23 protein-coding genes are annotated in these 25,905 nt (G+C 35.7%); 8 read left to right on the top strand and 15 right to left on the bottom strand.

What is annotated here, in order from left to right:
• Nucleotides 1-15: 15 nt before the first annotated feature.
• From AC4BC5_RS07140 to AC4BC5_RS07110, 7 genes are all read right to left on the bottom strand, one after another.
• Complete coding sequence (locus tag AC4BC5_RS07140) at nt 16-903, bottom strand: ParB/RepB/Spo0J family partition protein (protein ID WP_490497423.1); 888 nt, start codon at nt 901-903, stop codon at nt 16-18.
• Complete coding sequence (locus AC4BC5_RS07135) at nt 893-1,657, bottom strand: ParA family protein (protein WP_490497422.1); 765 nt, start codon at nt 1,655-1,657, stop codon at nt 893-895. The genes AC4BC5_RS07140 and AC4BC5_RS07135 overlap by 11 nt, the downstream gene beginning before the upstream one ends.
• Before the next feature lie 11 nt (nt 1,658-1,668).
• Nucleotides 1,669-2,385, bottom strand: coding sequence for a 16S rRNA (guanine(527)-N(7))-methyltransferase RsmG (rsmG, locus tag AC4BC5_RS07130; protein WP_490497516.1), 717 nt, complete (start codon nt 2,383-2,385; stop codon nt 1,669-1,671).
• A gap of 149 nt (nt 2,386-2,534) precedes the next feature.
• Entirely contained in the window at nt 2,535-3,356 is an 822-nt protein-coding gene (locus AC4BC5_RS07125; protein WP_490497421.1) for a DUF6612 family protein, read from the bottom strand.
• A 247-nt stretch (nt 3,357-3,603) separates the two neighbouring features.
• Nucleotides 3,604-4,182, bottom strand: coding sequence for a nitroreductase family protein (locus AC4BC5_RS07120; RefSeq protein ID WP_490497420.1), 579 nt, complete (start codon nt 4,180-4,182; stop codon nt 3,604-3,606).
• Between the two features lie 229 nt (nt 4,183-4,411).
• Complete coding sequence (locus AC4BC5_RS07115; RefSeq protein ID WP_490497419.1) at nt 4,412-5,050, bottom strand: FusB/FusC family EF-G-binding protein; 639 nt, start codon at nt 5,048-5,050, stop codon at nt 4,412-4,414.
• A gap of 260 nt (nt 5,051-5,310) precedes the next feature.
• Entirely contained in the window at nt 5,311-5,559 is a 249-nt protein-coding gene (locus AC4BC5_RS07110; RefSeq protein WP_490497418.1) for a DUF2922 family protein, read from the bottom strand.
• A 136-nt stretch (nt 5,560-5,695) separates the two neighbouring features.
• On the opposite strand from AC4BC5_RS07110, the gene AC4BC5_RS07105 reads away from it, so the two are divergent.
• Complete coding sequence (locus AC4BC5_RS07105; RefSeq protein ID WP_490497417.1) at nt 5,696-7,219, top strand: class I adenylate-forming enzyme family protein; 1,524 nt, start codon at nt 5,696-5,698, stop codon at nt 7,217-7,219.
• Nucleotides 7,220-7,271: 52 nt separating this feature from the next.
• On the opposite strand, the gene AC4BC5_RS07100 is transcribed toward AC4BC5_RS07105, so the two are convergent.
• From AC4BC5_RS07100 to mnmE, 3 genes are all read right to left on the bottom strand, one after another.
• Nucleotides 7,272-7,598 carry a DMT family transporter gene (locus AC4BC5_RS07100; RefSeq protein WP_490497416.1) on the bottom strand — a complete coding sequence of 109 codons (327 nt, stop codon included), beginning with the start codon at nt 7,596-7,598 and terminating at the stop codon, nt 7,272-7,274.
• Between the two features lie 90 nt (nt 7,599-7,688).
• Nucleotides 7,689-9,587 (bottom strand): tRNA uridine-5-carboxymethylaminomethyl(34) synthesis enzyme MnmG, encoded by a 1,899-nt coding sequence (gene mnmG, locus AC4BC5_RS07095; protein ID WP_490497415.1) that lies wholly within the window; start codon nt 9,585-9,587, stop codon nt 7,689-7,691.
• Between the two features lie 16 nt (nt 9,588-9,603).
• The gene (gene mnmE, locus AC4BC5_RS07090; protein WP_490497414.1) at nt 9,604-10,998 is read right to left on the bottom strand and encodes a tRNA uridine-5-carboxymethylaminomethyl(34) synthesis GTPase MnmE; all 1,395 of its coding nucleotides are present in this window, start codon (nt 10,996-10,998) and stop codon (nt 9,604-9,606) included.
• A gap of 237 nt (nt 10,999-11,235) precedes the next feature.
• On the opposite strand from mnmE, the gene AC4BC5_RS07085 reads away from it, so the two are divergent.
• Complete coding sequence (locus AC4BC5_RS07085; protein ID WP_490497413.1) at nt 11,236-11,568, top strand: heavy metal-binding domain-containing protein; 333 nt, start codon at nt 11,236-11,238, stop codon at nt 11,566-11,568.
• A 146-nt stretch (nt 11,569-11,714) separates the two neighbouring features.
• On the opposite strand, the gene AC4BC5_RS07080 is transcribed toward AC4BC5_RS07085, so the two are convergent.
• From AC4BC5_RS07080 to rpmH, 5 genes are all read right to left on the bottom strand, one after another.
• Nucleotides 11,715-13,700, bottom strand: a complete 1,986-nt coding sequence (locus AC4BC5_RS07080) for a KUP/HAK/KT family potassium transporter (RefSeq protein WP_490497412.1) — start codon at nt 13,698-13,700, stop codon at nt 11,715-11,717.
• Nucleotides 13,701-13,915: 215 nt separating this feature from the next.
• Nucleotides 13,916-14,689, bottom strand: coding sequence for an RNA-binding cell elongation regulator Jag/EloR (gene jag, locus AC4BC5_RS07075; RefSeq protein WP_490497411.1), 774 nt, complete (start codon nt 14,687-14,689; stop codon nt 13,916-13,918).
• Between the two features lie 17 nt (nt 14,690-14,706).
• Entirely contained in the window at nt 14,707-15,534 is an 828-nt protein-coding gene (locus tag AC4BC5_RS07070) for a YidC/Oxa1 family membrane protein insertase (RefSeq protein ID WP_490497410.1), read from the bottom strand.
• Between the two features lie 19 nt (nt 15,535-15,553).
• Nucleotides 15,554-15,889, bottom strand: coding sequence for a ribonuclease P protein component (rnpA, locus tag AC4BC5_RS07065; protein ID WP_490497409.1), 336 nt, complete (start codon nt 15,887-15,889; stop codon nt 15,554-15,556).
• A gap of 119 nt (nt 15,890-16,008) precedes the next feature.
• On the bottom strand, nt 16,009-16,143 hold the full coding sequence (gene rpmH, locus AC4BC5_RS07060; protein ID WP_002293121.1) for a 50S ribosomal protein L34: 135 nt from the start codon (nt 16,141-16,143) through the stop codon (nt 16,009-16,011).
• 631 nt (nt 16,144-16,774) lie between these two features.
• Between rpmH and dnaA the strand changes: the two genes are divergently transcribed.
• From dnaA to gyrA, 6 genes are all read left to right on the top strand, one after another.
• Nucleotides 16,775-18,112 carry a chromosomal replication initiator protein DnaA gene (gene dnaA, locus AC4BC5_RS07055; RefSeq protein ID WP_490497408.1) on the top strand — a complete coding sequence of 446 codons (1,338 nt, stop codon included), beginning with the start codon at nt 16,775-16,777 and terminating at the stop codon, nt 18,110-18,112.
• A 159-nt stretch (nt 18,113-18,271) separates the two neighbouring features.
• Nucleotides 18,272-19,402, top strand: coding sequence for a DNA polymerase III subunit beta (gene dnaN, locus AC4BC5_RS07050; RefSeq protein WP_490497407.1), 1,131 nt, complete (start codon nt 18,272-18,274; stop codon nt 19,400-19,402).
• A gap of 226 nt (nt 19,403-19,628) precedes the next feature.
• Entirely contained in the window at nt 19,629-19,865 is a 237-nt protein-coding gene (yaaA, locus tag AC4BC5_RS07045; protein WP_490497406.1) for a S4 domain-containing protein YaaA, read from the top strand.
• A complete protein-coding gene (gene recF / locus AC4BC5_RS07040; protein WP_490497405.1) occupies nt 19,852-20,976 on the top strand; it encodes a DNA replication/repair protein RecF in 1,125 nt (374 codons plus the stop codon). The genes yaaA and recF overlap by 14 nt, the downstream gene beginning before the upstream one ends.
• Nucleotides 20,973-22,922 (top strand): DNA topoisomerase (ATP-hydrolyzing) subunit B, encoded by a 1,950-nt coding sequence (gyrB, locus tag AC4BC5_RS07035; protein ID WP_490497404.1) that lies wholly within the window; start codon nt 20,973-20,975, stop codon nt 22,920-22,922. Before recF ends, gyrB begins: the two co-directional genes overlap by 4 nt.
• A gap of 18 nt (nt 22,923-22,940) precedes the next feature.
• Nucleotides 22,941-25,406 (top strand): DNA gyrase subunit A, encoded by a 2,466-nt coding sequence (gene gyrA, locus AC4BC5_RS07030; RefSeq protein WP_490497403.1) that lies wholly within the window; start codon nt 22,941-22,943, stop codon nt 25,404-25,406.
• Nucleotides 25,407-25,905: the final 499 nt, after the last annotated feature.

The raw sequence follows: 25,905 nt of genomic DNA, 5'->3' as shown, positions 1-25,905 counted from the left end.
GATTTCTCTCCTCACTTATGCTTCATCAAAATGAATGTCCAAAATATCTAAAATTCGTGTCAAATCGCTCTGAGACAAATATTCAATCTCAATTTTACCCTTGCCTTTTTTTTCATGAATTTCGACACTTGTCCCAAACTTATCCATCAAACGATCTTCACTTTCCCGTAAGTAGTAAGGCTTTTCTTTAACAATTCGTGGAACTTTTTTCTTATCTTTCGATTCATTCATAGTGGATACTAATTGTTCTAATTGACGGACGGTTAAATTTTCTTTGACACAACGATTGGCTAACTTCAAAATTTGTTCTTTATTTTTTAAACCTAATAAGGTCCGTGCTTGTCCCATCGACAAACGTTCATCTTGCATCATTTCTTTAACTAGTTTTGGCAATGATAATAAACGTAAATAATTGGCAATATATGGACGACTTTTTCCTAATCGTTCGGCAACTTCAGCCTGAGTCAGCTTCAAATTCTTCATTAGCATATCATAGGCTTCCGCTTCTTCCAACGGATTTAAGTCTTCACGTTGTAAATTTTCTAAAACTGCCACTTGCATCATCGCTTCTTCATCAAAATCACGGATGATTGCAGGAATAGTTTCTTTTTGGGCTAGCTTTGATGCTCGGAAACGGCGCTCACCCGCAATAATTTCATATCCTTTAACTGCTGATTTACGCACAATAATTGGTTGAAAAACACCCGAATGCTCAATAGAATTAGCTAACTCTTGTAAAGAAGTTTCATCAAACGTTTTCCGTGGTTGATACGGATTAGGGCGTAGTTCATTTAAAGAAAGTTCTAGCACTTCATCTTTTTTTACGTCTACTGTTTCAAGACCAGCTAAATCTTGAAACAAAGCATCGATGCCTTTGCCTAAACTTTTCCCCTTATTTTTCACGAGCTAACACTTCCTTTGCTAAAGCCTGATAAACTTCGGCACCTTTTGAGCGTAAATCATAGTCAATAATCGATAAACCATAACTGGGTGCTTCAGATAAACGAATATTTCGTGGAATAACCGTTTGATATACTTTTTCTTGGAAGTAACGACGAACATCCTCAACAACTTCACTGCTTAAATTGGTTCTTGCATCAAACATAGTTAATAAGACACCTTCAATTTCTAACTCTGGATTAAAGTGTTTTTGAACTAAACGTACTGTGTTCAATAACTGACTTAATCCTTCTAAAGCATAATATTCACATTGAACAGGTATCAAAATTGAATCACTTGCAGTAAAGGCATTAATGGTTAATGTCCCTAAGGAAGGTGGACAATCAATTAAGATGTAATCATATTGTTCAATCACTTCTTTTAAGGCCAATTTTAAGCGTGTTTCTCTAGCCATTTTTGTCGCAAGTTCAATTTCAGCACCAGCTAGCTGAAGAGTGGCAGGAACGATATCTAAATTTGCTCTTGAACTAGCTAAGATTGTGTCACGAATCGGAACTTCGTTGACTAATACATCATAAATGTCTGTCAGCACATCCGATTTTTTAATTCCAATTCCACTTGTCGCGTTGCCTTGTGCATCAATGTCTACTAGTAAAACTTTCTTGCCAACATAGGCTAAACATGCTCCTAAGTTGACCGTTGTGGTGGTTTTACCAACGCCACCTTTTTGGTTTGCAACAGAGATAATTCGTGCCATGGCTCTTCCTCCTACTTGATTGGTTGCTTATTGGGTAATCCAGGTTTTCTAGGGTATTTTTTCGGTGTTTCTTTTTTCTTTTCAATAATTAATGTATGACGTACATCCCTCGTAACAGGTAAATGAATTTCTTTATCTTCAATAAATTTTCCACCTAAAATTGCGATTGCTGGTTTAGCTTCGACTAATTCCTCTTCGCTTTTAGCTGCTTTTAAGGCAAAGAAATAACCAGTTTTTTTCACTAAAGGTAAACATAATTCAGCTAACACATTTAAACGTGCAACTGCTCGTGCTGTCACATAATCATATGAAGCTCGGTGTGCAGGGTTTTGTCCAAAAGTTTCAGCACGATCGTGAAATAAAGAAACTTCGCTCAAACCAAGTTCATCAACTAGGGTTTGTAAAAAAGTAATACGCTTATTTAGTGAGTCAACAATTGTAATTTTTAATTGAGGAAAAACAATTTTTAAAGGAATACTTGGAAAACCCGCGCCTGAACCGACATCACATAAGGAAGCTTGTTCAGTTAATGGAACTGCTAGCGCCAAAGTGATTGAATCATAAAAATGTTTCAAGTACACTTCATTTTTTTCAGTAATAGCAGTCAGATTCATTTTCTCGTTCCATTCAACTAATAGTTCGTAGTAGCGTTCAAATTGTTCCATTTGTTTTTGGTTCAACTCAATGCCTTGAGTACGTAATTCTTGTTGAAATTCTTCAGGTAACATATCCATTTCCTTTCTTTTCGTGAAACAAAAAATGTTTCACAGACTAGTTACTACTTTAACGCAAAAGCTGCAATCATGCAATAGTTTCAACTATAAGAATACGCAAAAAAAGGTACATGAGCTCTTCACCCATCCACCTTTTTATAATTTTATTCTGCTGCTGTTGGTATTTCAATTGGTTCCACTTGATTGATTTTATCAAATGATCCTGTTTGGTTCGTTTTAGCAGCAACTTTATATCCCTCTGCTTCAATTTCATAATCCATTATAGATGTAAATGAAACTGGCAAAAATGTCGCTTTGCTGATGACTGATTCATAGGAGAAGTCATTGATTTTCATTTGATCCATCATGCTAGACATATCAGTTTCCGTACCTGCATTTCCAGATGCTAAAACTTTTTCAACTAAATCTTTTAATTCGTCTCCATTACCGGTGAATGAAAGAATATAATTGTCCCCAGCTTCTTTAAGCTCTACTTTGTCTTGGTATTCTTCAAATGAATCAAAAATTTCTGAAGAAGAATACGTGTCAATTAAATCTTCAGCATCCACACCTGATGTTTCTAATGGTTGTTTTTGCCATCCGTCTGCTCCCGGAACTTGATAATACATTGCTTCTTTGTCCATGTAGCTAGTCATTGTTTGAGACTCACCATTTACTGGAAAGCTTGTTTCTGTCTTCATAACGAAAGGATCTAATGTATATTGAACGACTGAACTTGTCTCTACCTTGTTTTCTTGTTCGTTCATCGTCATATTCATGTTGATGGCCATTGTTATTTCTGCACTTTTAATATCTTGTGAGGCTTCAGAAGCTTTCTTTATGACTTCTTCCTTAGACAAATTTCCTACTTGTTTTTCAGAGGTTGCGACTGTTTCGTTTGTTGTTGCTTGTTCCTTGTTGTTACACGCAGATAAAGTAATTGCGCATAAAGCAATCGACGCCCAGACTAACTTTCTTTTTTTCATCGTTGTTCCCTCCTAAAATGATTTATCCTCTTATATTGTAACATGTGACCGATTTAAATTCTTTGTTCATGTTTAAAAGCAAAAAACAAGCGCTAGTAGGAGCTAGCTTAAAAACAATATATCCGAACATTAGAGAGATTATTTCGCAGACATAGTCGCTCTGCATTTGAAATTTATATTCATTTATAAATTTCCTCTCATATAGTTCGGATATGTTCCAATTATATCTAGACAATATTTCTTTAAATTACAATAAAGGAGTTGCCCATGTTTTGACATCGGCTCGTTTTGCTCGATTCTTTTTGATTTCTGGATCTGGATAACCCAAGCGATAATTCGCAATTACTTCATAATTTTCAGGAAAGCCTAAGCGCTTGGCTAGTTCTTGATCCATAACGAATTTACTTGAAGCCCAAAAACCGACCAAGCCAGCTTCATAGGCAACTAATGAAAAGTTTTGAATTAATGCTGCAGTTGCTTGAATTGAATCTGAATCCAAGCGTTTATTTTCCGGAATAATTTCTCTTGCAAATAAAATTGTTGCAGGTGCATTTTTAATTAAATTTGTCATTTTTTTTGTCATTTTTTCTCGACTTGCTTCATCATCAATCACGCCGTTTTCTTCATAACGTTCGATAACTTTTTTATATAAAAATTCTTTCTCTGCTTGCGTAGTAATAATTTTCGCTTGCCAAGGCTCACGTTTATGAAAAGGCGCATAGCATGCTTTTTCCAATAATTCATAAATTAATTCCACGGAAACCTCTTTACTTAAACTTTTTTTAGATGTCCGACGTTCAACAACTGCTTCACTAACTGTAACCATTTTATTTCCTCCTTTGAGAACCTTTCTCATCTATAGTTTACTGAGAAAAAAATAAGAAAACAACTATTATAACTTGCATCAGATAGAAAAAATTAGTGCAAATAAAAATACCTAAACTATACCTATCAGAATTCACAAATATCGTAAAGTTACGCTATTGAATTCCAATATCTCTATAGTTCAGGTATTTTATTTTTAAACGCTAGCTAGTAGATTTTGAGATTGACAATTATTTCATTTGATTAACAAATGTATAAAATGACGCCATATCATGCAATTGATGATTGCATTGCTCACTATCAGCACAGATATAATTTCCTTTTTTCGTATATGTCCCATCACCGCTCGTTTTAGTTGTAGCTAAAAACATCGATACATTCGATACTTTTTGACAAATTGAACAGACATTTTTTAAAATAGTTGGACTTAATTGTCCAGAAATCCCTTGAAGCTTCTCGTCTTGATAGTACAAAATAAATTTCTTTTGGCTACCAGGATCATTCCATCCTATATAAGAATGTTCTCTCAAATCAAGTACTTCCCATGTAGGTATTTTTAATTTTTTTGTTTTTCTAAAAGCTTTTTCAATTTGTTTATTTGATGGTTGTTTAAAGGGAACAACTGCTTCTTTTAGTCTCTCAAAATAATTTTCTGCTTTTGCTCTTGTCAATGACTTATCCAAAATAAAAGTTTTTAATGCTTCAATTTCTGGATAACTTTCTAGCACGATTTCATCAATTTTTTCAATAGTCAAAGCTTGAATCGTGTGAATCGTTTCATGATCATTGACTGATTGATATGAATTAATTAAATATTGGACTTGCTTTTGAATAGCAAAGTATTGATATGGTTGGATTATTGGGTTCATTATAAAATTCCTTTCTTCAAACACATAGATGCTTTGAAGAAACTAGACAAAGCATCCGAAATTAACGATCAGCAATTTGTCTTTCTACAGAAGATACTACGCGTACCATTCTATCATCCCCTTTTGTTGATTCAATTGTATACTGCCTTATCATACTTTGAAACAGATGAAATATCAATTCTAATGTTCCACGTGAAACATTAAATACCGGTTTAACAACTTGTGATTTTTTTAATTTAAAATTGTGTAAAAAGATACAATCATCTACCGTAAATTATGCCATTTTTATATTTTCTAAAAAGGACCGTAGAATTTTTTTCAATCCACATCGCATTTTCCAATTTCGCAAATAAACATTTCCCATTTTTAGCCCTAGACTTATCCACAGCAAGGAATTGATTGATAATTTCTTGAATCTCGATGTCTGAAATTTTATCTGAGTTAATCTGTGGATAAAATATATGGCGCTTTCCTTCGCTTGTTAAAAAGATTAATTTTAATTTTTTCAATTTTCTTCCTCCTAATAGGATAAACGTATCTAAGAAATTAATTGTCGCATTTTTATAAAATTTTTATTTCCAAATTGTAAAATCAATCACAAAATATGCTATGATAAAGAAAATACTTTTAAAGGAGTTCTTTTTAATGGAACAATATCACCCCCTAAATTTATATACAAATTATGAGCAAGCTGCAGTGAACTATCCTACACAACAGATTATTCTTGACGAATCCTTGCCTGCTTTCCCCGAATTACCCTTAGAAACTACCTATGCTGAAAGCTTAATTATCATCCAACAACGCGCTTATCAATTAGCGCGCTATGGAGTCAAAAAACGCGATAAAGTGATTGTTTTCAAAAGTCCTAAATTTGATACTTACTTGTTAGCAGCAGCTGTTTCTTATTTAGGTGCAATTCCAGTAATGGTATCTTATCATTTTCCTGTAGCAACAATGTCCGTTTTTGTGGAACGATTGGAAAACCCCTTTATTCTTTTTGATGACCAAACTGCTGAAATTGTTCTAGCAATTAAAAATAGTTCTCCTAGTAAACAAATCGCTGTGCGTCAATTACTTCAACAACATCCGTTAGAAGTCCCACAAGCTCAACTAGAATTAGATGAAATCAGTTATATGACCCATACTTCAGGAACAACTGGTATTCCAAAATTAATTTGTCATTCAGCGAATTCCATGGGATGGCGTACGTTATGGCAACGAACTATTTTTGAAAAAATTACAGAAAAAAGGTTATTAGCTTTTCATATTTCGCCTGTCCATTCTCGTTTTAACATTGGCGTAACTTCTGCTATGGCTTTAGGTTTTCCTTTAATGCCTTTAAATACTGCAGACAGCCAAAAAGTTGGTAAGATGCTAACTCGTTATCAGCCAATTGCTTTGGAAACTCATCCAAATAACTTTGTTCAGTGGTCCTTTTATGCCAAAGAACATCCCGAAGCTTTTCACAGTATTCGTTACTATCATTCCACTTTCGATGCTATCAACAATCAAACCATGGCACGGTTTTTGGAAGCTTCTGGTGATGAGCAAACAGTCTTTCTACAAGTCTATGGCCAGAGCGAGTGTGGTCCCATGATTCTTAAAAAACATACGCTTGTTTCCTTAAAAGAAAACGATGCGCGTGATATGGGGATTGGCTTAGAAGGTTTAACACAAGCACGAATTGCCGATGAAAATGGTAAAATATTACCCGCTAATACAGATGGACATATCCAGTTCTTATCAAAAGGTCGTGCCCTTACTTACTATAAAGAAGATGCGCGCTTCCAAGAAACTGTTTATAATGAATGGTGGGATAGCGGAGATTATGGAATGATTGACGATCAGGGGCATTTATTCTTAAAAGACCGTCAAGTTGATTTAATTGAAAAAATTAATAGCAATTTGGCCATCGAGGATTATTTGCTTGATCATCTTGATTTTCTTGAAGAAGTAGTGATTGTTCGTGACAAAAATCAACAACCACAACCAATTGTTGCAGTTGCTCCTGAGAAAGAAATGAATTGGGATGCTTGGTGGGAAAAAATTGCTGATTTACCACACTTAAACGAACCCATTCTACGAAAATTTGAAGATATTCCTCGAACAGCTACAATGAAAGTTCAACGTCTACAAATTGAACAAGCATTGAAAGAACAGAATTTTTAAAAACAAAAAACAACCGAGCATAACACAATGCTCGGTTGTTTCACATGAAACATTAACTGTGACCACCGCCATATAAATTGACTAAAATAGTCCCGGCGATAATTAAGCCTAATCCTAAAATAGTTGGTAAATTAACTGTCTCTTTCCAATAAAAAATCGAAAATAATGTAATAAAAATCACACCAACAGCCCCCCAAACAGCATAAGCAACACCTAGTGGCATAAATTTAATTGCTTTTGATAATGAATAAAAACAAATAAAATAAAGAGCTAAGCAGCCCATAGTCGGTAATAATTTAGTGAAACCATATGTTGCTTTTAATAAATTGGTTGCAATAACCTCACTGACAATTGCTACGAATAAATACATATAGGCCATCTTCTATTCACTCCTTATGAACTTGAAGAAGCGGGTCTGTGACATAACGAAACTGTCCTTATTTCACAGGTCCGCTTCTCTGTATTAATTTTAAGCTGAAGTTGTTTTCGCGATTTTCCCTTGTTCGATGTAAACCATTAAAATACTTAAATCGGCGGGATTCACACCGCTGATGCGGCTTGCCTGAGCTATCGTTTCTGGTTGAATCTTTTGTAGTTTTTGTTTGGCTTCCGTTGCTAAGCCATTGATTGCAGTATAATCGATGTTATCCGGAATGCGCTTGGCTTCCATACGTTTAAGTTTCTCAACTTTTTCCATCGCTTTTTTGATATAACCTTCATACTTAATTTGGATTTCAACTTGCTCAATTTCTTTGCTGGTCAATTCTTCATTGGCAGAAATAAATGGGACAATTTCAGAATAGCTAATTTCAGGACGACGTAAGATTTCATTCGCTAAAATTCCATCTTTTAATGTCGCTGAACCTGTTGCTTCTAAAAATGCTTGCACTTCTTTAGTTGGTTTGATGCGAATCGTTTTCAAGCGTTCAATTTCTGATTCTACTGCCGCTTTTTTCGCTACATAATCTTGGTATTGTTCTTCTTTTACTAAGCCAATTTCATGACCCATTTCAGTTAGACGTAAATCAGCATTGTCATGGCGCAACAATAAGCGATATTCAGCGCGAGAAGTTAGCAGTCGATAAGGTTCATTGGTTCCTTTTGTTACTAAGTCATCAATCATTACACCAATATAACCATCACTCCGTTTTAAAACGAGCGGTTCTTTACCTTGAATTTTCAACGCAGCATTAATTCCAGCAAGCAAACCTTGACCAGCTGCTTCTTCATAACCACTCGTTCCATTTGTTTGACCAGCTGTATAAAGATTTTCAATGACTTTTGTTTCTAGTGTTGGACGCAATTGATGTGGCACAACCACGTCGTATTCAATGGCATAACCCGTACGCATCATTTCAGCTTTTTCCAAGCCAGCGATTGAATGTAAGACATCTTCTTGAACATCTTCTGGTAAAGAAGAGGATAGCCCTTGCACATAAACTTCTTCCGTATTCAAGCCTTCTGGTTCTAAGAATAATTGATGACGTTCTTTATCGGCAAAACGAACAATTTTATCTTCAATGGATGGACAATAACGGGCACCCACGCCTTCAACAATGCCGGTAAACATTGGTGCACGGTGTAAATTAGCTTGAATAATTTGGTGTGTGCCTGGATTAGTATAAGTCAACCAACAAGGAATTTGGTCTTGTTTATACGCACTATCTGGCGTACTAAAACTAAAATGATTGGGTGCTTCATCGCCAGGTTGGATTTCAGTTACACTGTAATCAATCGTGCTTGATTTCACTCGCGGTGGGGTTCCAGTTTTAAAACGTTCAATTTCTAAACCTAACTCTTTTAAATTATCGGCTAAAGCTACGGATGGCTGTGAATTATTAGGACCCGAAGAATACTTTAATTCGCCAATAATAATTTCACCACGTAAAGCTGTTCCAGCAGTAATCACAACAGCTTTTGCATCATAACGAGCACCAGTTGCGGTAACAACCCCTTTACATACACCATCTTCAACGATTAGGCGTTCGACAATTCCTTGACGCAAGGTTAGATTTTCTTCGTTTTCAATCGTCTGTTTCATTTCTGATGCATACGCATGTTTATCAGCTTGAGCGCGTAAAGCGCGTACAGCTGGACCTTTTCCAGTATTAAGCATCCGCATTTGAATATATGTTTTATCGATATTTTTACCCATTTCGCCGCCTAATGCATCAATTTCACGTACGACTACTCCCTTGGCTGGACCACCCACAGAAGGATTACATGGCATAAAAGCCACCATATCTAAATTAATTGTAATTAATAACGTTTTATTTCCCATACGACTTGCGGCTAAAGCTGCTTCTGAACCAGCATGACCTGCACCGACAACAATGACGTCATATACGCCACCTTGATATTCTTGCATTACGTTACTTCCTCTCTTATTTTCCTAAACAGAATTGGCTAAATAGTTGTGTAATTAATTCATCTTGCACACTATCACCAACCACTTCACCTAAATAGTCCCAACAGCGTGTCATGTCCATTTGTACAAGATCAACAGGCATACCAGCCTCAATGCCTTCTACCACTTCGCCTAACGCTTGTGAGGCATTTTCGAGCAAAGCAATATGACGTGTATTTGACAAATAAGAAGCATCTTTATCTGCTGTTTGTCCGCCAAAGAATAAATCAGCAATCGCTTGCTCTAGTTGGTCCAAACCGTCATTTTGTAAAACAGATACTTCAAAAATAGCAGCATCAGCTACGTATTCTCTTAGCTCTGTGCGATTTAATTTTGATGGTAAATCAGCTTTATTTAACAAAATAATACGCTTCGCACCAGCGGTAATATCAATTAATTGACAATCTTCAGGCGATAGCTCTTCGCTTTGATTTAAAACTAATAAAATTAAATCAGCTTCTGACAAAGCTTTGCGACTACGCTCTACGCCAATGCGCTCAACAATATCTTCTGTTTCACGAATACCTGCTGTATCAATTAATTTTAAAGGTACACCACGAACATTGACGTATTCTTCAATGACATCCCGTGTAGTTCCAGCAATATCCGTTACGATTGCTTTTTCTTCACGTAGTAAATGATTTAATAAACTTGATTTTCCAACGTTTGGTCGACCAATAATTGCCGTATTCAAACCTTCGCGTAAAATTTTTCCTTGTTGTGCTGTTTGTAAGAGTGCTTGGATTTGTGCTTGAACATGTATCGCTTTTTCTAATAATAATCGTGTGGTCATTTCTTCCACATCGTCGTATTCTGGATAGTCAATGTTCACTTCTACTTGTGCCAATGTTTCAAGAATTTCTTGACGTAATGCACGAATCAGATTTGATAAATTACCATCTAATTGATTTAAAGCTAAATTCATTGCTTTGTCAGTTTTTGCACGAATTAAATCCATAATGGCTTCTGCTTGTGACAAATCGACACGCCCATTTAAAAAAGCCCGTTTAGTAAATTCACCTGGTTCTGCTAATCGTGCTCCTTGACGTAATAACAGTTGTAAAATTTGATTTACAACGACAATTCCACCATGACAATTGATTTCAATAACATCTTCTCGCGTAAAGGTTTTTGGTGCACGCATTACAGATACCATCACTTCATCGACTAATTGTTCTGTTTTTGGATCAAAAAGATGCCCGTAATTAATGGTATGGCTTGCGACATCTATTAATGATTTATTTGCTTTAAATACTTTGTCTGCGATGGTAACGGCTTGATCCCCGCTTAAACGAACAATGCTGATTGCTCCTTCTCCTGGGGGAGTCGAAATTGCTGCAATCGTATCAAATTCTTGCGTAATTTCCGCCACGAATAGTCCCTCCTAATTTTTGACACAAAAAAAGTGCCCACTCCACCCGTTAAATTCAACGAGTAGACTTCGCACTTTGACTGCTTGTCTGATTAAATTCTTGTCATAGAGTAGCACATTTTTTTAATAGTGACAAGTTTCCAACTCACTTTCACTTTAAACAAGTTAAGTTTTGCGCAAATATCCAAAAAAAGCTAAAATATAAGTAGATAGACTTGCGGAAAGAAGGGATCAGTTATGAATACTGAAGAAAACATCAATTATAAACACGGTGGCGATGAACGCATCAATCGTATTATTTTATCTACAGGAAATGTAAATAAGCCTTATGTCGTGCGTGATATTGTTTTTGCAACGGCTAAGATTGATGTTGATTTATTTGATCCAGCAAACAACCCAAATGAATTATTAGCTGACGTTGCTTATAAATTAAAAGAAACGGCCTATGAATATGGTGCTAATGCCGTGATTAATTGTCATTTCGAGCATGAACATACTGGCGATAACATTATTGAAATTTTCGCCTATGGAACAGTCGTTCAGTTCACACAATCAACTATTGGTGGTTAATTTTCCCAATAAAAAAAAGCCTGTCGAAAAGTCAGGCTTTTTTTATATCAAAGTATTTGCTCTGATAAGAATGATCTACAGTAGACTATACTTGTAAAAGAGAATGAAGTCAAGGAGACGTTGACGATTCATGTTACATCTTACACTTAATTTTTTTCGATTAAGTGTGTTTTTCGTGTGTCACCGATAACTAAAGGTACTGTTTCATATTTGACCTCGCTATATTCCAAACCAAACCAATTTTCTGGAGAGGTAGTGTAGCGTTTGATAGCTAACTTCATTTGCATTACTTGGCGTTCCCATTTACTTAATTCACAGTTATTAGAGAGAACTTTTTGAATTAAAATAAATTGGAAATCTCCCACTTCTCGTCCTGGTGTAATGGAATACGTTTGAGGCTGTTTTGGTAAACGACCTTGTTTCATTAAATCATTAATTACTTGACGAATATAAACATTTACTTCTTGATTCATTCTAAAACCAAGGTGTAATTTTAATTTGACGATAAAATCCGTCTCCATCATATCGACTTCATATTCTTGTGTATAGGGTTCATCTGTCACGTTTACATGAACAAACCAATACACTTTCGCTTTTTTCAAACGTTTGTCTAAAATGGAATATAAAAACTGACGACCAATCCAATCACCTGTAAGGTTAGGCACTAAAAACACGACATTAGTTTGATACATAGGAATGGCCGGGTCTTGACGCAACCTATTTAATTGAGGTAGATAGTCGTTTAAATTAACCTCTTCTGAAGCCCGTTCTTCAATAATATTTCCCCATTCCCATACAACCATAACAAACAGAATCATTAAGGCCATGATGACTGCTACAAAACCACCATGGAAGAATTTTACAGCACTAGAAACAAAGAAAATAGTTTCAATAAAACCAAAGAAGATAGTTAATGATAACGCAAACCATTTATTTTTTCCGCTAATAGTTAGATAGTAATAAAGTAACAGTGTCGTCATTAACATTGTGATAGTGATGGATAAGCCATACGCTGCTTCCATATGTGTCGAGGTTCTAAAAATAACAACAACAAGCGAACAACAAATCCACAAAATTAAATTGACGGCTGGGATGTACATTTGGCCAATTGACGTTCCTGGATAAACGATTTTCAATCGAGGAAGTAGTTTTAACTTGATTGCTTCAGAAACTAATGTAAAAGAACCCGATAACAAAGCTTGTGAAGCAATAATTGCAGCCAATGTAGCAAAAACAACCCCAATTACCATCCAACCATTTGGTAAAGCCATAAAGAACGGATTAATATGGTCTTGTACAGCTAGGGTAGGATTTTTATAGGCTTGTAATAACCACGCTGCTTGCCCTAAATAATTAAGCATCAGACATAATTTTATATATGGCCAACTAACACGAATATTATTTTTACCAACGTGTCCCATATCAGAATAAAGAGCTTCTGCTCCTGTAGTAGCTAGGAAAATACTGCCTAAAATAAACAAGCCTTCTTTATTTTCTGGACTAAACAACAATTTAACGGCATACACAGGGTTTAAGGCACGGATAACAGATAAATCACCACTAAAGTTAATCAATCCAACAATTCCTAAAAAAGTAAACCACAGAAACATCGCTGGACCAAATGCTTTACCAACTAAATCTGTTCCAAAGCGTTGAACACCAAAAAGTATAAGTAAAATAGCTAAGGTAATAATAACAATCACATTTTGATTGTTTCCAAAGGTATCATAAAATAATGGAATACCTCTCAATCCTTCAATTGCCGTTGTAACAGTAACCGCTGGTGTCAGTACACCATCTGCTAATAAAGCAGCACCACCTATCATAGCAGGAATAATTAAATATTTACCTGATCTTCTCACTAACGTATATAATGAAAAAATTCCACCTTCTCCATGATTGTCCGCATTTAAGGCGATGATGACATATTTAATAGTTGTCAACAAAGTTAATGTCCAAAAGATTAACGAGACTGCCCCTAAAATAAAATCTGGTTGAAGACTTTTCAATCCACCATTTTCTTCAACGATTGCTTTCATTACATAGAGCGGACTAGTACCAATGTCTCCATACACGACACCCATCGATACTAATAATCCTGCAGCAGAAATCTTTTTATGATTTTTTAACATGCTGTTTCCCCTTTCTGATAATCAAAAAATCTTCAACTGACATAGGGGAAAAAGAAAAGACCCAGATAAGCTATTGCTCACCTAGGTCTTGCCTTTATATTCTAAACCAGTGTTTATGCACTTGATGTTGACTTAGAATCATAGAATAAATCTATGTGCTACTCCCCTAATGGACATCATTATCTACATTTTGGAGTTTTTTGTCAAATTTTTAGTTAAAAATATTTTTTTGCCGGTTCAACAACTAAATAACGATAAGGTTCATCGCCTTCAGAATGTGTAGTTACATAATCTTTTTTACTTAATGCTGCATGAATTTGTTTACGTTCAAACGCAGGCATCGGTTCTAAAAAGACCGGACGACCCGTACGATCAACTTTTTCAGCCGTACGTTCTGCTAAACGTTGTAAGATTGCTTGACGTTTCTCACGATAATTACCTACATTAACTACAACAGATAATTTATTTTTAGCAACACGATGGATAAACACTTGAGCAAGATATTGCAACGCATTGAGTGTTTTACCATGTTTTCCAATTAAAATCCCTTGTTTTTGAGTTTCTAATTGAAAGACTATTGTTCCATGTTCGCGATTTGTTTTTACTAGCGCAGGTGCATTTAATTCTCGAGAGATGTTCGTTAAGTACAACGCAAGTTGCGTTAACGCTTCATCATCTTCTAAATTTTCTAAAACGGTGTTATCTTTTGGTACTTCAGATTCAACGGGGGAAATCGTCACATCTACTTCCACCATCGATTCAGTAAGCTCAGACTCAGCTACCTCTTCAATGATTTCTTCGACAGTTTCCACAACTTCTTCTGTTAAAATTGGATTTAACGAAACACGGGCATTTTTTTTACCCATCCCTAGAAATCCTTTTTTCCCTTCGTCTAATACATCAACGGTAACTTGATTTTCTGTTAACCCCAATGCCGCAAGACCGGCAGAAATTGCTTCTTCTACTGTTTGACCTTCATAGATTGGCATCGTTTATGCTCCTTTCGTTATTTTTTACGTTTTTTCTTTGGACTTTGTGCTTTACGTAATGCGCGTTCGCGTTCTTTTTCTTGACGTGCTATCTCTTCACGCTCACGGATAATTTTATATGGATTATTGATTAATAATGTTTGGCCTACTTGGAAGGCATTAGAAATTACCCAATAAAGTGATAAGGCACTTGGTAAATTAATCCCCATTACTAAAATCATCACAGGCATTGCATACGTCATGATTTTCATACTAGGATTTGATTCTACTTGGCTCATACTTGATAGATACGTGCTTGCAAATGTAAAGATTGCTGCTAAGATTGGTAAAATAAAATATGGATCCGAATCCCCTAGCACTTTTAACCACATGAAGCTACCTTCTCTTAGTTCAGGTACGCGAGAAATTGCTTGCCAAATGGCCATCAAGATTGGCATTTGGACGATTAATGGTAAACAGCCAGCATATGGATTAACGCCATTTTCAGCATACAAGCGTTGTTGTTCTTCACGTAATTGTTGTTGTGTTGCTGTATCTTTTGAAGAATATTTTTGCTGCAACTCTTTTAATTTCGGTTGTAGTTCTTGCGTTTTACGCATGCTTTTTGTTTGGAAATTCATCAATGGTAATAAAATAACTCGGATAATCAAGGTAAAGAGAATAATCCCCATTCCACGTGAGCCACCAACTGATAACCATTTAATAGCCTCCGCAAAATAATAAACTACGTATCTTTCCCAAAACCCAGTACTTTGAGCAGAGACTTCGCTTGTTCCACAAGCTGATAATAATACTACTAATGATACTAAAGCCATCATCAGTAGGAGACGCTTTCTTTTTTTCACTGAACAATTTTCCTTTCCCTTAACTGATTATTTTTGCAAGTTTAAATACATGCAACAAATTCGAGTACACTTCTTGGGAAGATAAAGTTGAAACGGATGGTCTAGCGATGACGATAAAATCCAAATTTGGATTGATCATGTCTTTCATATCGAAAATACTCGCCCGAATTTTACGTTTAACTGCATTTCGCGCAACTGCATTCCCAATTTTTTTTCCGACAGAAATCCCTACGCGAAAATGTGATTGCTCTTTGGGCAATACATATACCACAAATTTGCGATTCGCAAACGATTGTCCTGTTTGGAAAACTTTTTGAAATTCTTTCTCTTTTTTGACTCGATATGCCTTTCTCATGTCCTTTTCATCATTTCCTTCTACTTAGATACTCACTAACCAATAATACCATAATTGCCATGTGGGTTCAGCTTTTCAGCTAAAAAAGTGCATAAAAAAAACCACTGAGGTTCAGTGGCTTATGCAGAAAGAACCTTTCTGCCTTTACGACGACGGCTAGCTAAAACACGACGTCCATTTTTAGTGCTCATACGTTTACGAAATCCGTGAACTTTTTGACGTTTACGTTTATTTGGTTGATACGTTCTTTTCATTTATTCCACCTCCAACAAGTGTTTTGTTATCGATTCCTTTACGACATACTTTGATAGTATAACTAGTACTTCCTAGTTTTGTCAATAAAAAAGTGAAAATACCTTTTTGAAAGATCTACAGAAGTCATCCCAAAAAAACTATCGAAGAATTTGTTTATATGGATTTTTCATCAAATAAAGATAAAATACCTCTTTTTTTCGCTATTTTCTAATCTATTTATTTATCCACAATTTCAAAAAATCATCTGGGGATATCTCTGTGTATAATTTTTAAAAACTCTTAACTTATTCTTGAGTTATTACCCGGTTATACACAGATTAACAGGGGGTTAAAAAGTTATCCACAAACTCTTTTTTTCTGTGGATTAATTTCAACAAAAGCTTTTATAGCAGCAATAGTTATTAACACTATAATGTGCATAACTTTTTTTATCCAAGAGTTATGCACACGAATAAAGAATCTGTGTATAAGTGTTTTTCCACCTTGTGTATAACTTTTATATTTTTTATTAACAGTGTGGAAAAATAAAATTATTTTTCTCATTTTTATTCGATACTGTGGAAAACTTCGTTAATCCATGATAAATTAGTACTATCTATCTTTATCGATTATTTTACAGGAGGATTTGCGATGCCATCTCTGGATGCTATATGGAAAGAGTTACAAGACAGCTATAAAAAAGAAATGAATCCAGTTAGTTACAATACATGGATCGAACCTGCCACGCCTCTTTCTTTTCAAAATAATGAATTAATTATTGAAGTACCTACAGCTATTCAAAAGAATTATTGGGAAAAAAACCTAGCTGGTAAAATTCTTGAAACATTCTTTATGATGAGTGGCGAAGAAATTCTGCCAATTTTTGTTACTCCAGATGAATCCGATATCTATAAACAACATGTCCCGGAAAAAAATATAGAATTACCAACAACAAACGAAACCAATCTTTCTATGTTAAATCCAAAATATACGTTTGATACATTCGTTATCGGAAAAGGAAATCAAATGGCTCACGCAGCAGCACTCGTTGTCGCAGAAGATCCCGGATCTATTTACAATCCACTCTTTTTCTATGGTGGTGTGGGTTTGGGGAAAACCCATTTAATGCACGCAATTGGCCATCAAATGCTTGCTAAAAGACCACATGCAAAAATTAAATATGTGAGCAGTGAGAATTTCACTAATGATTTCATTAACTCGATTCAAAAAAACAAAATGGAAGATTTTCGAAATGAATATCGAACCGTTGATTTATTATTAGTCGACGATATTCAATTTTTGGTGAATAAAGAGGGCACACAAGAAGAGTTCTTTAATACGTTTGAAGAGCTTTATCGAAACAACAAGCAGATTGTTTTGACAAGTGATCGTCTACCAAATGAAATCCCAACGTTACCACAACGTTTGGTATCTCGTTTTGCGTGGGGGCTATCAGTGGATATTACGCCACCAGATTTAGAAACACGAACTGCTATCTTACGTAAAAAAGCAGAAGCAGAAAATTTAGAAATTCCAGATGATACTTTAAGTTATATTGCCGGACAGATTGATTCTAATATTCGTGAATTAGAGGGCGCTTTAGTTCGTGTGCAAGCTTTTGCAACAATTCAAAGTGCTGATATTACAACGAGTTTAGCCGCTGAAGCGCTAAAAGCTCTCCAGTCCAGCGAACCGCTGCGTCAAGTGTCAATTTTACAAATTCAAGAAGAAGTAGCCAGCTACTACCATATTCAACTAAAAGATTTAAAAGGCAAAAAACGTGTAAAAAGTATCGTTGTGCCCCGTCAAATTGCCATGTTTTTAGCTAGAGAAATGACCGACAACTCTTTACCAAAAATTGGTGCCGAATTTGGCGGAAAAGATCATACCACAGTTATTCATGCTCATGAAAAAATTCAGCAATTATTAAAACATGATTCAACTATTCAAAATGAAATTTCTGAAATAAAAGGACTGCTACTAAAATAGTGTGTATAACTCAAAAAAAGGACCTGCCAGTTACCCCCAGCTTATCAACAGGTGAATAACTTTAGGTTCTTGTGTTTCTATCGAGTTTTCCACAGTATCAACAGCCCTACTACTACTACTATTTTTATTCTTTAAATTAATATAAAAGGAGAAGCTATCATGAAAGTAACGTTAAATCGTTCAACCTTTATTCAAGAACTACAAACTGTTCAACGAGCTATTTCATCAAAAACTACTATGCCAATTTTAACCGGCGTTAAAATTGAACTTTCAAATAATGGTCTAACTTTAACCGGGAGTAACGCAGAAATTTCTATCGAGTCTTTTTTAAGTGTCAATGATGAAAAAGCCCAAATGCTTATCGAAAAAACAGGTGCGGTTGTTTTACAATCTCGTTTTTTTGGAGAAATTATTCGTCGTTTACCTGAAGATAATTTCACAATGGAAGTAATTGAGAATAACCAAGTGAATATTACTTCTGGAAAAGCCAACTTTACTGTAAATGGTTTAGATGCAGATAGTTATCCACATCTGCCAATTGTGGATAGTCAAAATCAAATCACTATCCCCATTCATGTATTGAACAAATTGATTGGAGAAACTGTATTTGCTGTCTCTCAACATGAAAGCCGTCCAATTTTAACAGGGGTTCACTTTATCTTAGAAAATCAAAAGTTATTAGCTGTTGCGACAGATTCTCATCGTTTAAGCCAACGTGTAATTCCATTAGAAAGTGGAGCAGAAGCTTTTAATATTGTTGTTCCAGGAAAAAGTTTAACGGAACTTTCTCGTTCAGTAGGCGATGAAGAAGAAGATATAAAAATTAGTATTATGGATAATCAAGTATTATTTGAAACTAAAACAATGAAATTTTATTCACGTTTACTAGAAGGAACGTATCCTGATACCAATCGTTTAATTCCGACAAGCTTTAATACAGAAATTGAATTTAGTGTGCCTGAGCTTTTAGCGGCGATTGAACGCGCATCTTTACTATCTCATGAAGGTCGCAATAATATTGTTCGTCTGCATATTGCTAGCGATGGAGTTGTTTTATACGGAAACTCTCCAGAAATTGGGAAAGTTGAAGAAGTCCTAAATTATGAAAAAGTTTCTGGTGATCCGTTAGATATTTCATTTAATCCAGACTATATGAAAGCAGCATTACGTGCATTTGGTGCAACGACTATTAGTATTCGTTTTATTTCAGCAATTCGTCCATTTACGTTGGAACCAACGGAAGGTAATGGAGAATTCATTCAATTAATTACACCGGTTCGTACAAATTAATCTAAATTTTCAATGATTATGAAAATTTTATGAAAGATTAATCTAAAAAGAGAATTATACAAAGAAGGGCTTAAAATCGATTTTAAGCCCTTCTTTTAATTTTAAATAAAATTTGTCCAAATGAATTAAAACTTCTAAAAACGATAAATATGTGGATAAATTTGTTTTATTCCTTCAAAAGAGGTATAATATAAACATATGTCTCTAAGTAGAATTGAGGGAAAAAATGAAAGAGAAAATCATTTTAAAATCAGATTACATGACACTTGGTCAAGTTTTAAAAGAAGTGAATGTTATCAGTAGTGGTGGCCAAGCTAAATGGTATTTAGCTGAAAATACTGTTTTTATTGATGGGGAACCTGAAAATCGCCGTGGTCGCAAGTTATATGATGGCATGATGATTGAGATTCCAGAAGTCGGTACGTTCTTTATGGTGAAGGATAGCGACCATGCGTCTGAGTAATCTTCAACTACAAAATTTTCGGAATTATGACGACTTATCTTTGACGTTTAACAAGAACCTAGTTATTTTTTTAGGGGAAAATGCACAAGGAAAGACGAATATTTTAGAAAGTATTTTTGTATTGGCGATGACGCGTAGTCACCGAACAACAAATGAACAAGAATTAATTCAATGGGATGCCAAACAAGCATCGATTAGGGGAATTGTTGAACGTAAACATACTTCGGTCCCTTTGGAGTTATTTTTAACCAAAAAAGGCCGTAAAACCAAAGTAAATCACATAGAACAAAAGAAATTAAGTAGTTATATTGGTCAACTCAATGTCATTTTATTTGCCCCAGAAGATCTATCTTTAGTGAAAGGTAGTCCACAACTACGACGTAAGTTTTTAGACATGGAAATTGGTCAAATTGATCCAGTCTACTTGTATGATTTGGTACAATACCAAAAAGTCTTAAAACAACGCAATCAATATTTAAAGCAATTAGCTGAAAAGAAACAAACGGATGAGTTATATTTAGAAATTTTAACGGAGCAATTAATAGAATTCGGCAGTAAAGTTCTGATTGCCCGACAAAAATTTGTGAAGCGCTTGGAATATTGGGCAAGTCAGTTACATCAAAAAATTAGCCAAAATAAAGAACATTTGGTGATTGAATATATTTCAAGTGTTCCTGATACCCCTTGGGATAATCTAGCAGCTGTTCAAGCGGCTTTTCGTCAAGCATTAGAAAAAGTAAAAAACAAAGAACATTTTCGTCAAGTCACATTAGCGGGACCACACCGTGATGATTTGATTTTTTTGATTAATGAGAAAAATGTTCAGACATTTGGTTCACAAGGCCAGCAACGAACTACTGCTTTAAGTGTAAAATTAGCTGAAATTGATTTAATGAAAGAAGAAACAGGCGAGTATCCAGTCTTATTATTGGATGATGTGATGAGTGAATTAGATGATGCCCGACAATTGCATTTACTTGAAACGATTGAAGGGAAAGTTCAAACGTTTTTAACAACTACCACGTTAGAACATGTGAAAGATAAAATGACCGTTGAACCAGAAATTTTCTACGTTCGTCAAGGTCAGCTAGAAGGAGAGAGTGCGGAGTGACAGAAGAAAAAAGAATGTTAAATGAACGCGCAAGAGAATATGATGCGAGTCAGATTCAGGTCTTAGAAGGATTAGAAGCAGTAAGAAAACGTCCTGGAATGTACATCGGTTCAACTAGTTCAGAAGGATTACACCATCTAGTATGGGAAATTGTAGATAATTCGATTGATGAAGCTTTAGCGGGTTTTGCCACAAGTATTCAAGTAATTATTGAACAAGACAATAGCATTACAGTTATCGATGATGGACGTGGAATTCCTGTAGATATCCAAGCGAAAACTGGACGTCCAGCGGTAGAAACGGTCTTTACTATTTTACATGCCGGCGGAAAATTTGGCGGTGGTGGCTATAAAGTGTCTGGTGGTCTACACGGAGTAGGTTCCTCCGTAGTTAATGCCCTATCGACTACTTTAGATGTAAAAGTTCATAAAGAAGGTAAAATCTATTATCAAGAATATCATCGTGGGAAAGTTGTTGCTGATTTAGAAGTGATTGGTGAAACTGATCGTAGTGGAACAGATGTCCATTTTATCCCTGATCCAGAGATTTTCACAGAAACAACAGTTTTTAATTTTGATAAATTAGCAACGCGCGTTCGTGAATTAGCATTTTTAAATAAAGGTTTACTCATTTCAATTGAAGATCGTCGTGAAGCAGAGCCTGTTAAACGTGAATATCATTATGAAGGCGGAATTAAAAGCTATGTTGAACATCTAAATGCGAATAAAAACGTGCTATTTCCGGAGCCTATTTTCCTTGAAGGGGAACAACAAGATATTACAGTGGAAGTATCCATGCAATATACAGATGGCTATCATTCAAATATCTTAAGTTTTGCCAACAATATTCATACTTATGAAGGCGGAACACATGAATCTGGATTCAAGACAGCGTTAACACGTGTGATTAATGACTATGCACGTAAACAAAAATTGATGAAAGATAATGATGAAAACTTAACGGGGGAAGATGTTCGAGAAGGTTTGACAGCAGTTATTTCTATTAAACATCCGGATCCGCAATTTGAAGGACAAACAAAAACTAAATTAGGTAATTCCGAAGTACGGACAGTCACTGACCGCCTATTTTCAGAGCATTTTTCTAAATTTTTAATGGAAAACCCTTCTGTCGGTCGTCAAATTATTGAAAAAGGTTTATTGGCTTCGAAAGCGCGATTAGCTGCGAAACGTGCACGTGAAGTAACTCGTCGTAAAGGAGCTTTAGAAATCAGTAATTTACCAGGTAAATTAGCTGATTGTTCAAGTAATGATCCTGAAAAAACAGAATTGTTTATCGTCGAAGGAGACTCTGCCGGTGGTTCAGCAAAACAAGGACGTAGCCGTGAGTTCCAAGCTATTTTACCTATTCGTGGGAAAATTTTAAACGTTGAAAAAGCTAGTATGGATAAAATTTTGGCAAATGAAGAAATTCGTTCATTATTCACCGCAATGGGAACTGGTTTTGGTGCAGATTTCGATGTGTCAAAAGCCCGTTATCATAAATTGGTTATTATGACCGATGCCGATGTGGATGGTGCGCATATTCGTACTTTATTATTAACATTGTTCTATCGCTATATGCGTCCAATTGTCGAAGCAGGCTATGTTTATATTGCACAACCACCATTGTATGGGGTGAAGCAAGGAAAAAATATTTCGTATATTCAGCCAGGAAAAAATGCCGAAGACGAATTGCAACGTGTCATCAATTCATTACCAGCAACCCCTAAACCAACTGTTCAACGTTATAAAGGTTTAGGAGAAATGGATGACCATCAATTATGGGAAACAACGATGGATCCTGAAAATCGTATGATGTTGCGTGTCAGTGTAGATGATGCAATTGAAGCCGATCAAGTTTTTGAAATGCTAATGGGTGATAAAGTAGAACCACGTCGTGCATTTATTGAAGAGAATGCACACTATGTTAAAAATCTTGATATTTAATGATAAGGAGGAGAAACTTTGGAAGATCAAAAGAAAAATATTCATGACGTCAATCTGACCAGTGAAATGCGCGAATCCTTTATCGATTATGCCATGAGTGTTATTGTTGCCAGAGCATTACCAGATGTTCGAGACGGTTTAAAACCGGTTCACCGCCGTATTCTTTATGGGATGAATGAATTAGGGGTTACACCAGACAAGCCGCATAAGAAATCTGCGCGTATTGTTGGAGATGTTATGGGGAAATATCATCCACATGGTGATAGTGCTATTTATGAATCGATGGTTCGGATGGCACAACCATTTAGTTACCGTTATATGCTTGTAGATGGACATGGAAACTTTGGTTCAGTCGATGGTGATGGCGCAGCGGCTATGCGTTATACTGAAGCACGTATGAGTAAACTAGCGGTAGAAATGTTGCGTGATATTAATAAAAATACAGTAGATTATGCAAGTAACTATGATGATACTGAACGTGAACCACAAGTTTTGCCAGCACGTTTTCCCAATCTATTAGTCAATGGAACGACAGGGATTGCGGTAGGAATGGCTACGAATATTCCTCCACATAACTTAAATGAAGTCATTGCAGCTATTGATTTATTGATGGATAACCCAGAAGTTACAACTAATGAATTAATGGAGGTCTTACCTGGACCAGACTTTCCAACTGGTGGATTGGTCATGGGGAAATCCGGTATTCGTCGTGCTTATGAAACGGGGAAAGGTTCTATTACCGTTCGAGGAAAAGTGGAAATTACAGAAATGCCTAATGGTAAAGAACGTATTCTAGTTACTGAATTACCATACATGGTCAATAAAGCGAAATTAATCGAACGAATTTCTGAATTGCATCGAGACAAGCGGATTGAAGGAATTACTGATTTACGTGATGAGTCTTCTCGTGAAGGAATGCGTATCGTGATTGATGTTCGCCGTGATGTCAGTGCTTCAGTTATTTTAAATAATTTATATAAAATGACTGCTCTACAATCTTCTTTTGGTTTCAATATGTTGGCAATTGAAAAAGGTGTGCCAAAAGTCTTAAGTCTAAAACGTATTTTAGAAGATTATCTTGAACATCAAAAAGAAGTCATTACACGTCGAACAATTTTTGAAAAAGAAAAAGCGGAAGCACGTGCTCATATCCTAGAAGGCTTACGAATAGCTTTAGATCATATTGATGAAATTATTGCAATTATTCGTGGATCAAAAACAGATGGCGAAGCAAAAGCAACAATGATTGAAAAATTTGATTTGTCTGATCGCCAAGCCCAAGCCATTTTAGATATGCGTCTACGTCGTTTAACTGGTTTGGAACGCGATAAAATTGAAGCAGAATACCAAGAATTATTGAAATTAATTGAGGATCTAGCAGATATTTTAGCTCGTCCAGAACGTGTAACAGAAATTATTCAAACGGAATTACATGAATTAGGTCATCGTTTCGGAGATGCTCGCCGTACAGAATTATTAGTTGGCGAAGTCTTAAGTTTAGAAGATGAAGACTTAATTGAAGAAGAAGAAATCGTGATTACTTTAACGAATAACGGTTATATTAAACGTGTAGCGAATAGTGAATTCCGTGCGCAACGTCGTGGTGGTCGTGGTGTGCAGGGAATGGGGATTCACGATGAAGATTTCGTACGTACGTTAGTTTCTTGTTCAACACATGATACATTATTATTCTTTACTAATGCTGGGAAAGTGTATCGCTCTAAAGGCTATGAGATTCCAGAATATGGTCGAACTGCTAAAGGAATTCCAGTGATTAACTTGCTGGGAATTGATTCGAGTGAACGGATTCAAACAATCATTTCAGTTTCTGACAAACCAGAAGAAGGAAATTATTTATTCTTTACAACTAGATTAGGAGTAGTCAAACGAACATCTGTCATGGCTTTCTCCAATATCCGGAGCAATGGTTTAATTGCGATTGGACTAAAAGAAGGCGATGAATTAGTCAACGTTTTATCAACGAAAGGCGATGACGTGATGATTATTGGTACGCACAATGGCTATTCTGTCACGTTTAAAGAAGAAGCAGTTCGTGATATGGGACGAACTGCCGCCGGGGTACGAGGAATTCGTTTGCGTGAAGAAGACTATGTCGTAGGTGCGGCGGTCATTCGTGAAGAAGATGAAGTCTTAGTAATTACCGAAAATGGTTATGGAAAACGGACAGCTGGCAGTGAGTACCCAATTAAAGGACGCGGGGGTAAAGGAATTAAAACTGCGAATATTACAGCGAAAAATGGTCCATTAGCTGGTTTAACAACTGTGACTGGCGTAGAAGATATTATGCTAATCACTAATAAAGGGGTTATTATCCGCTTTAGTGCCGAAACAGTCTCACAAACTGGTCGTGCGACATTAGGGGTCCGCTTAATGAAGATGGAAGAAGACGCTAAAGTTGTAACGATGGCAACAGTCGATCCAGAAGTCGATGAACTTGTGGAGACACCAGAAGTCTCAGAATAAAAACAGAGGCTAGGCAAAAAGTCTTGTAATATCTAAAAACAACCAACGCATGAAATCTGTTTTTTAAACATTGATTTCATGCGTTGGTTTGATGTATCCTATGAAAAAAATTTGGTGATTTTTGTCTTTTTTGCCAGTCGTTTTTTTTATCAGTTAAGGAATGATTTTCGTACAGGACGGCATAATGTCGAACGAGAAAATCGATAAAAAAGTCAATGGCTAAGTGCCAATTTGTAAAAATATTTTTTGTATATTGGGTAATTAAAACAGAATATGCTTGACTACCCATGATTTTATTAGCCAAATCAGAATTTTTACTAAAAATCACTCCAAAAGAAGAAAAGACAATGATAAGTATTTTTTCGTTAGCCTTTTGAATAAGTGGACTAAGCAGTTTTTCTTCTTTAGGTACAAAGGTAATGGCACTTTAGCTCGCTCGAAAAAAGATTCATTTGATTGGTATAAAAAAGTCATTGCTACAAATGGGTCAGACGTAGTT

It is taken from the genome of Enterococcus sp. AMC2644, from assembly GCF_058216475.1.
The sequence above is the reverse complement of the archived record's forward strand: the minus strand, read 5'-3'. Positions and strand labels throughout refer to the sequence as shown.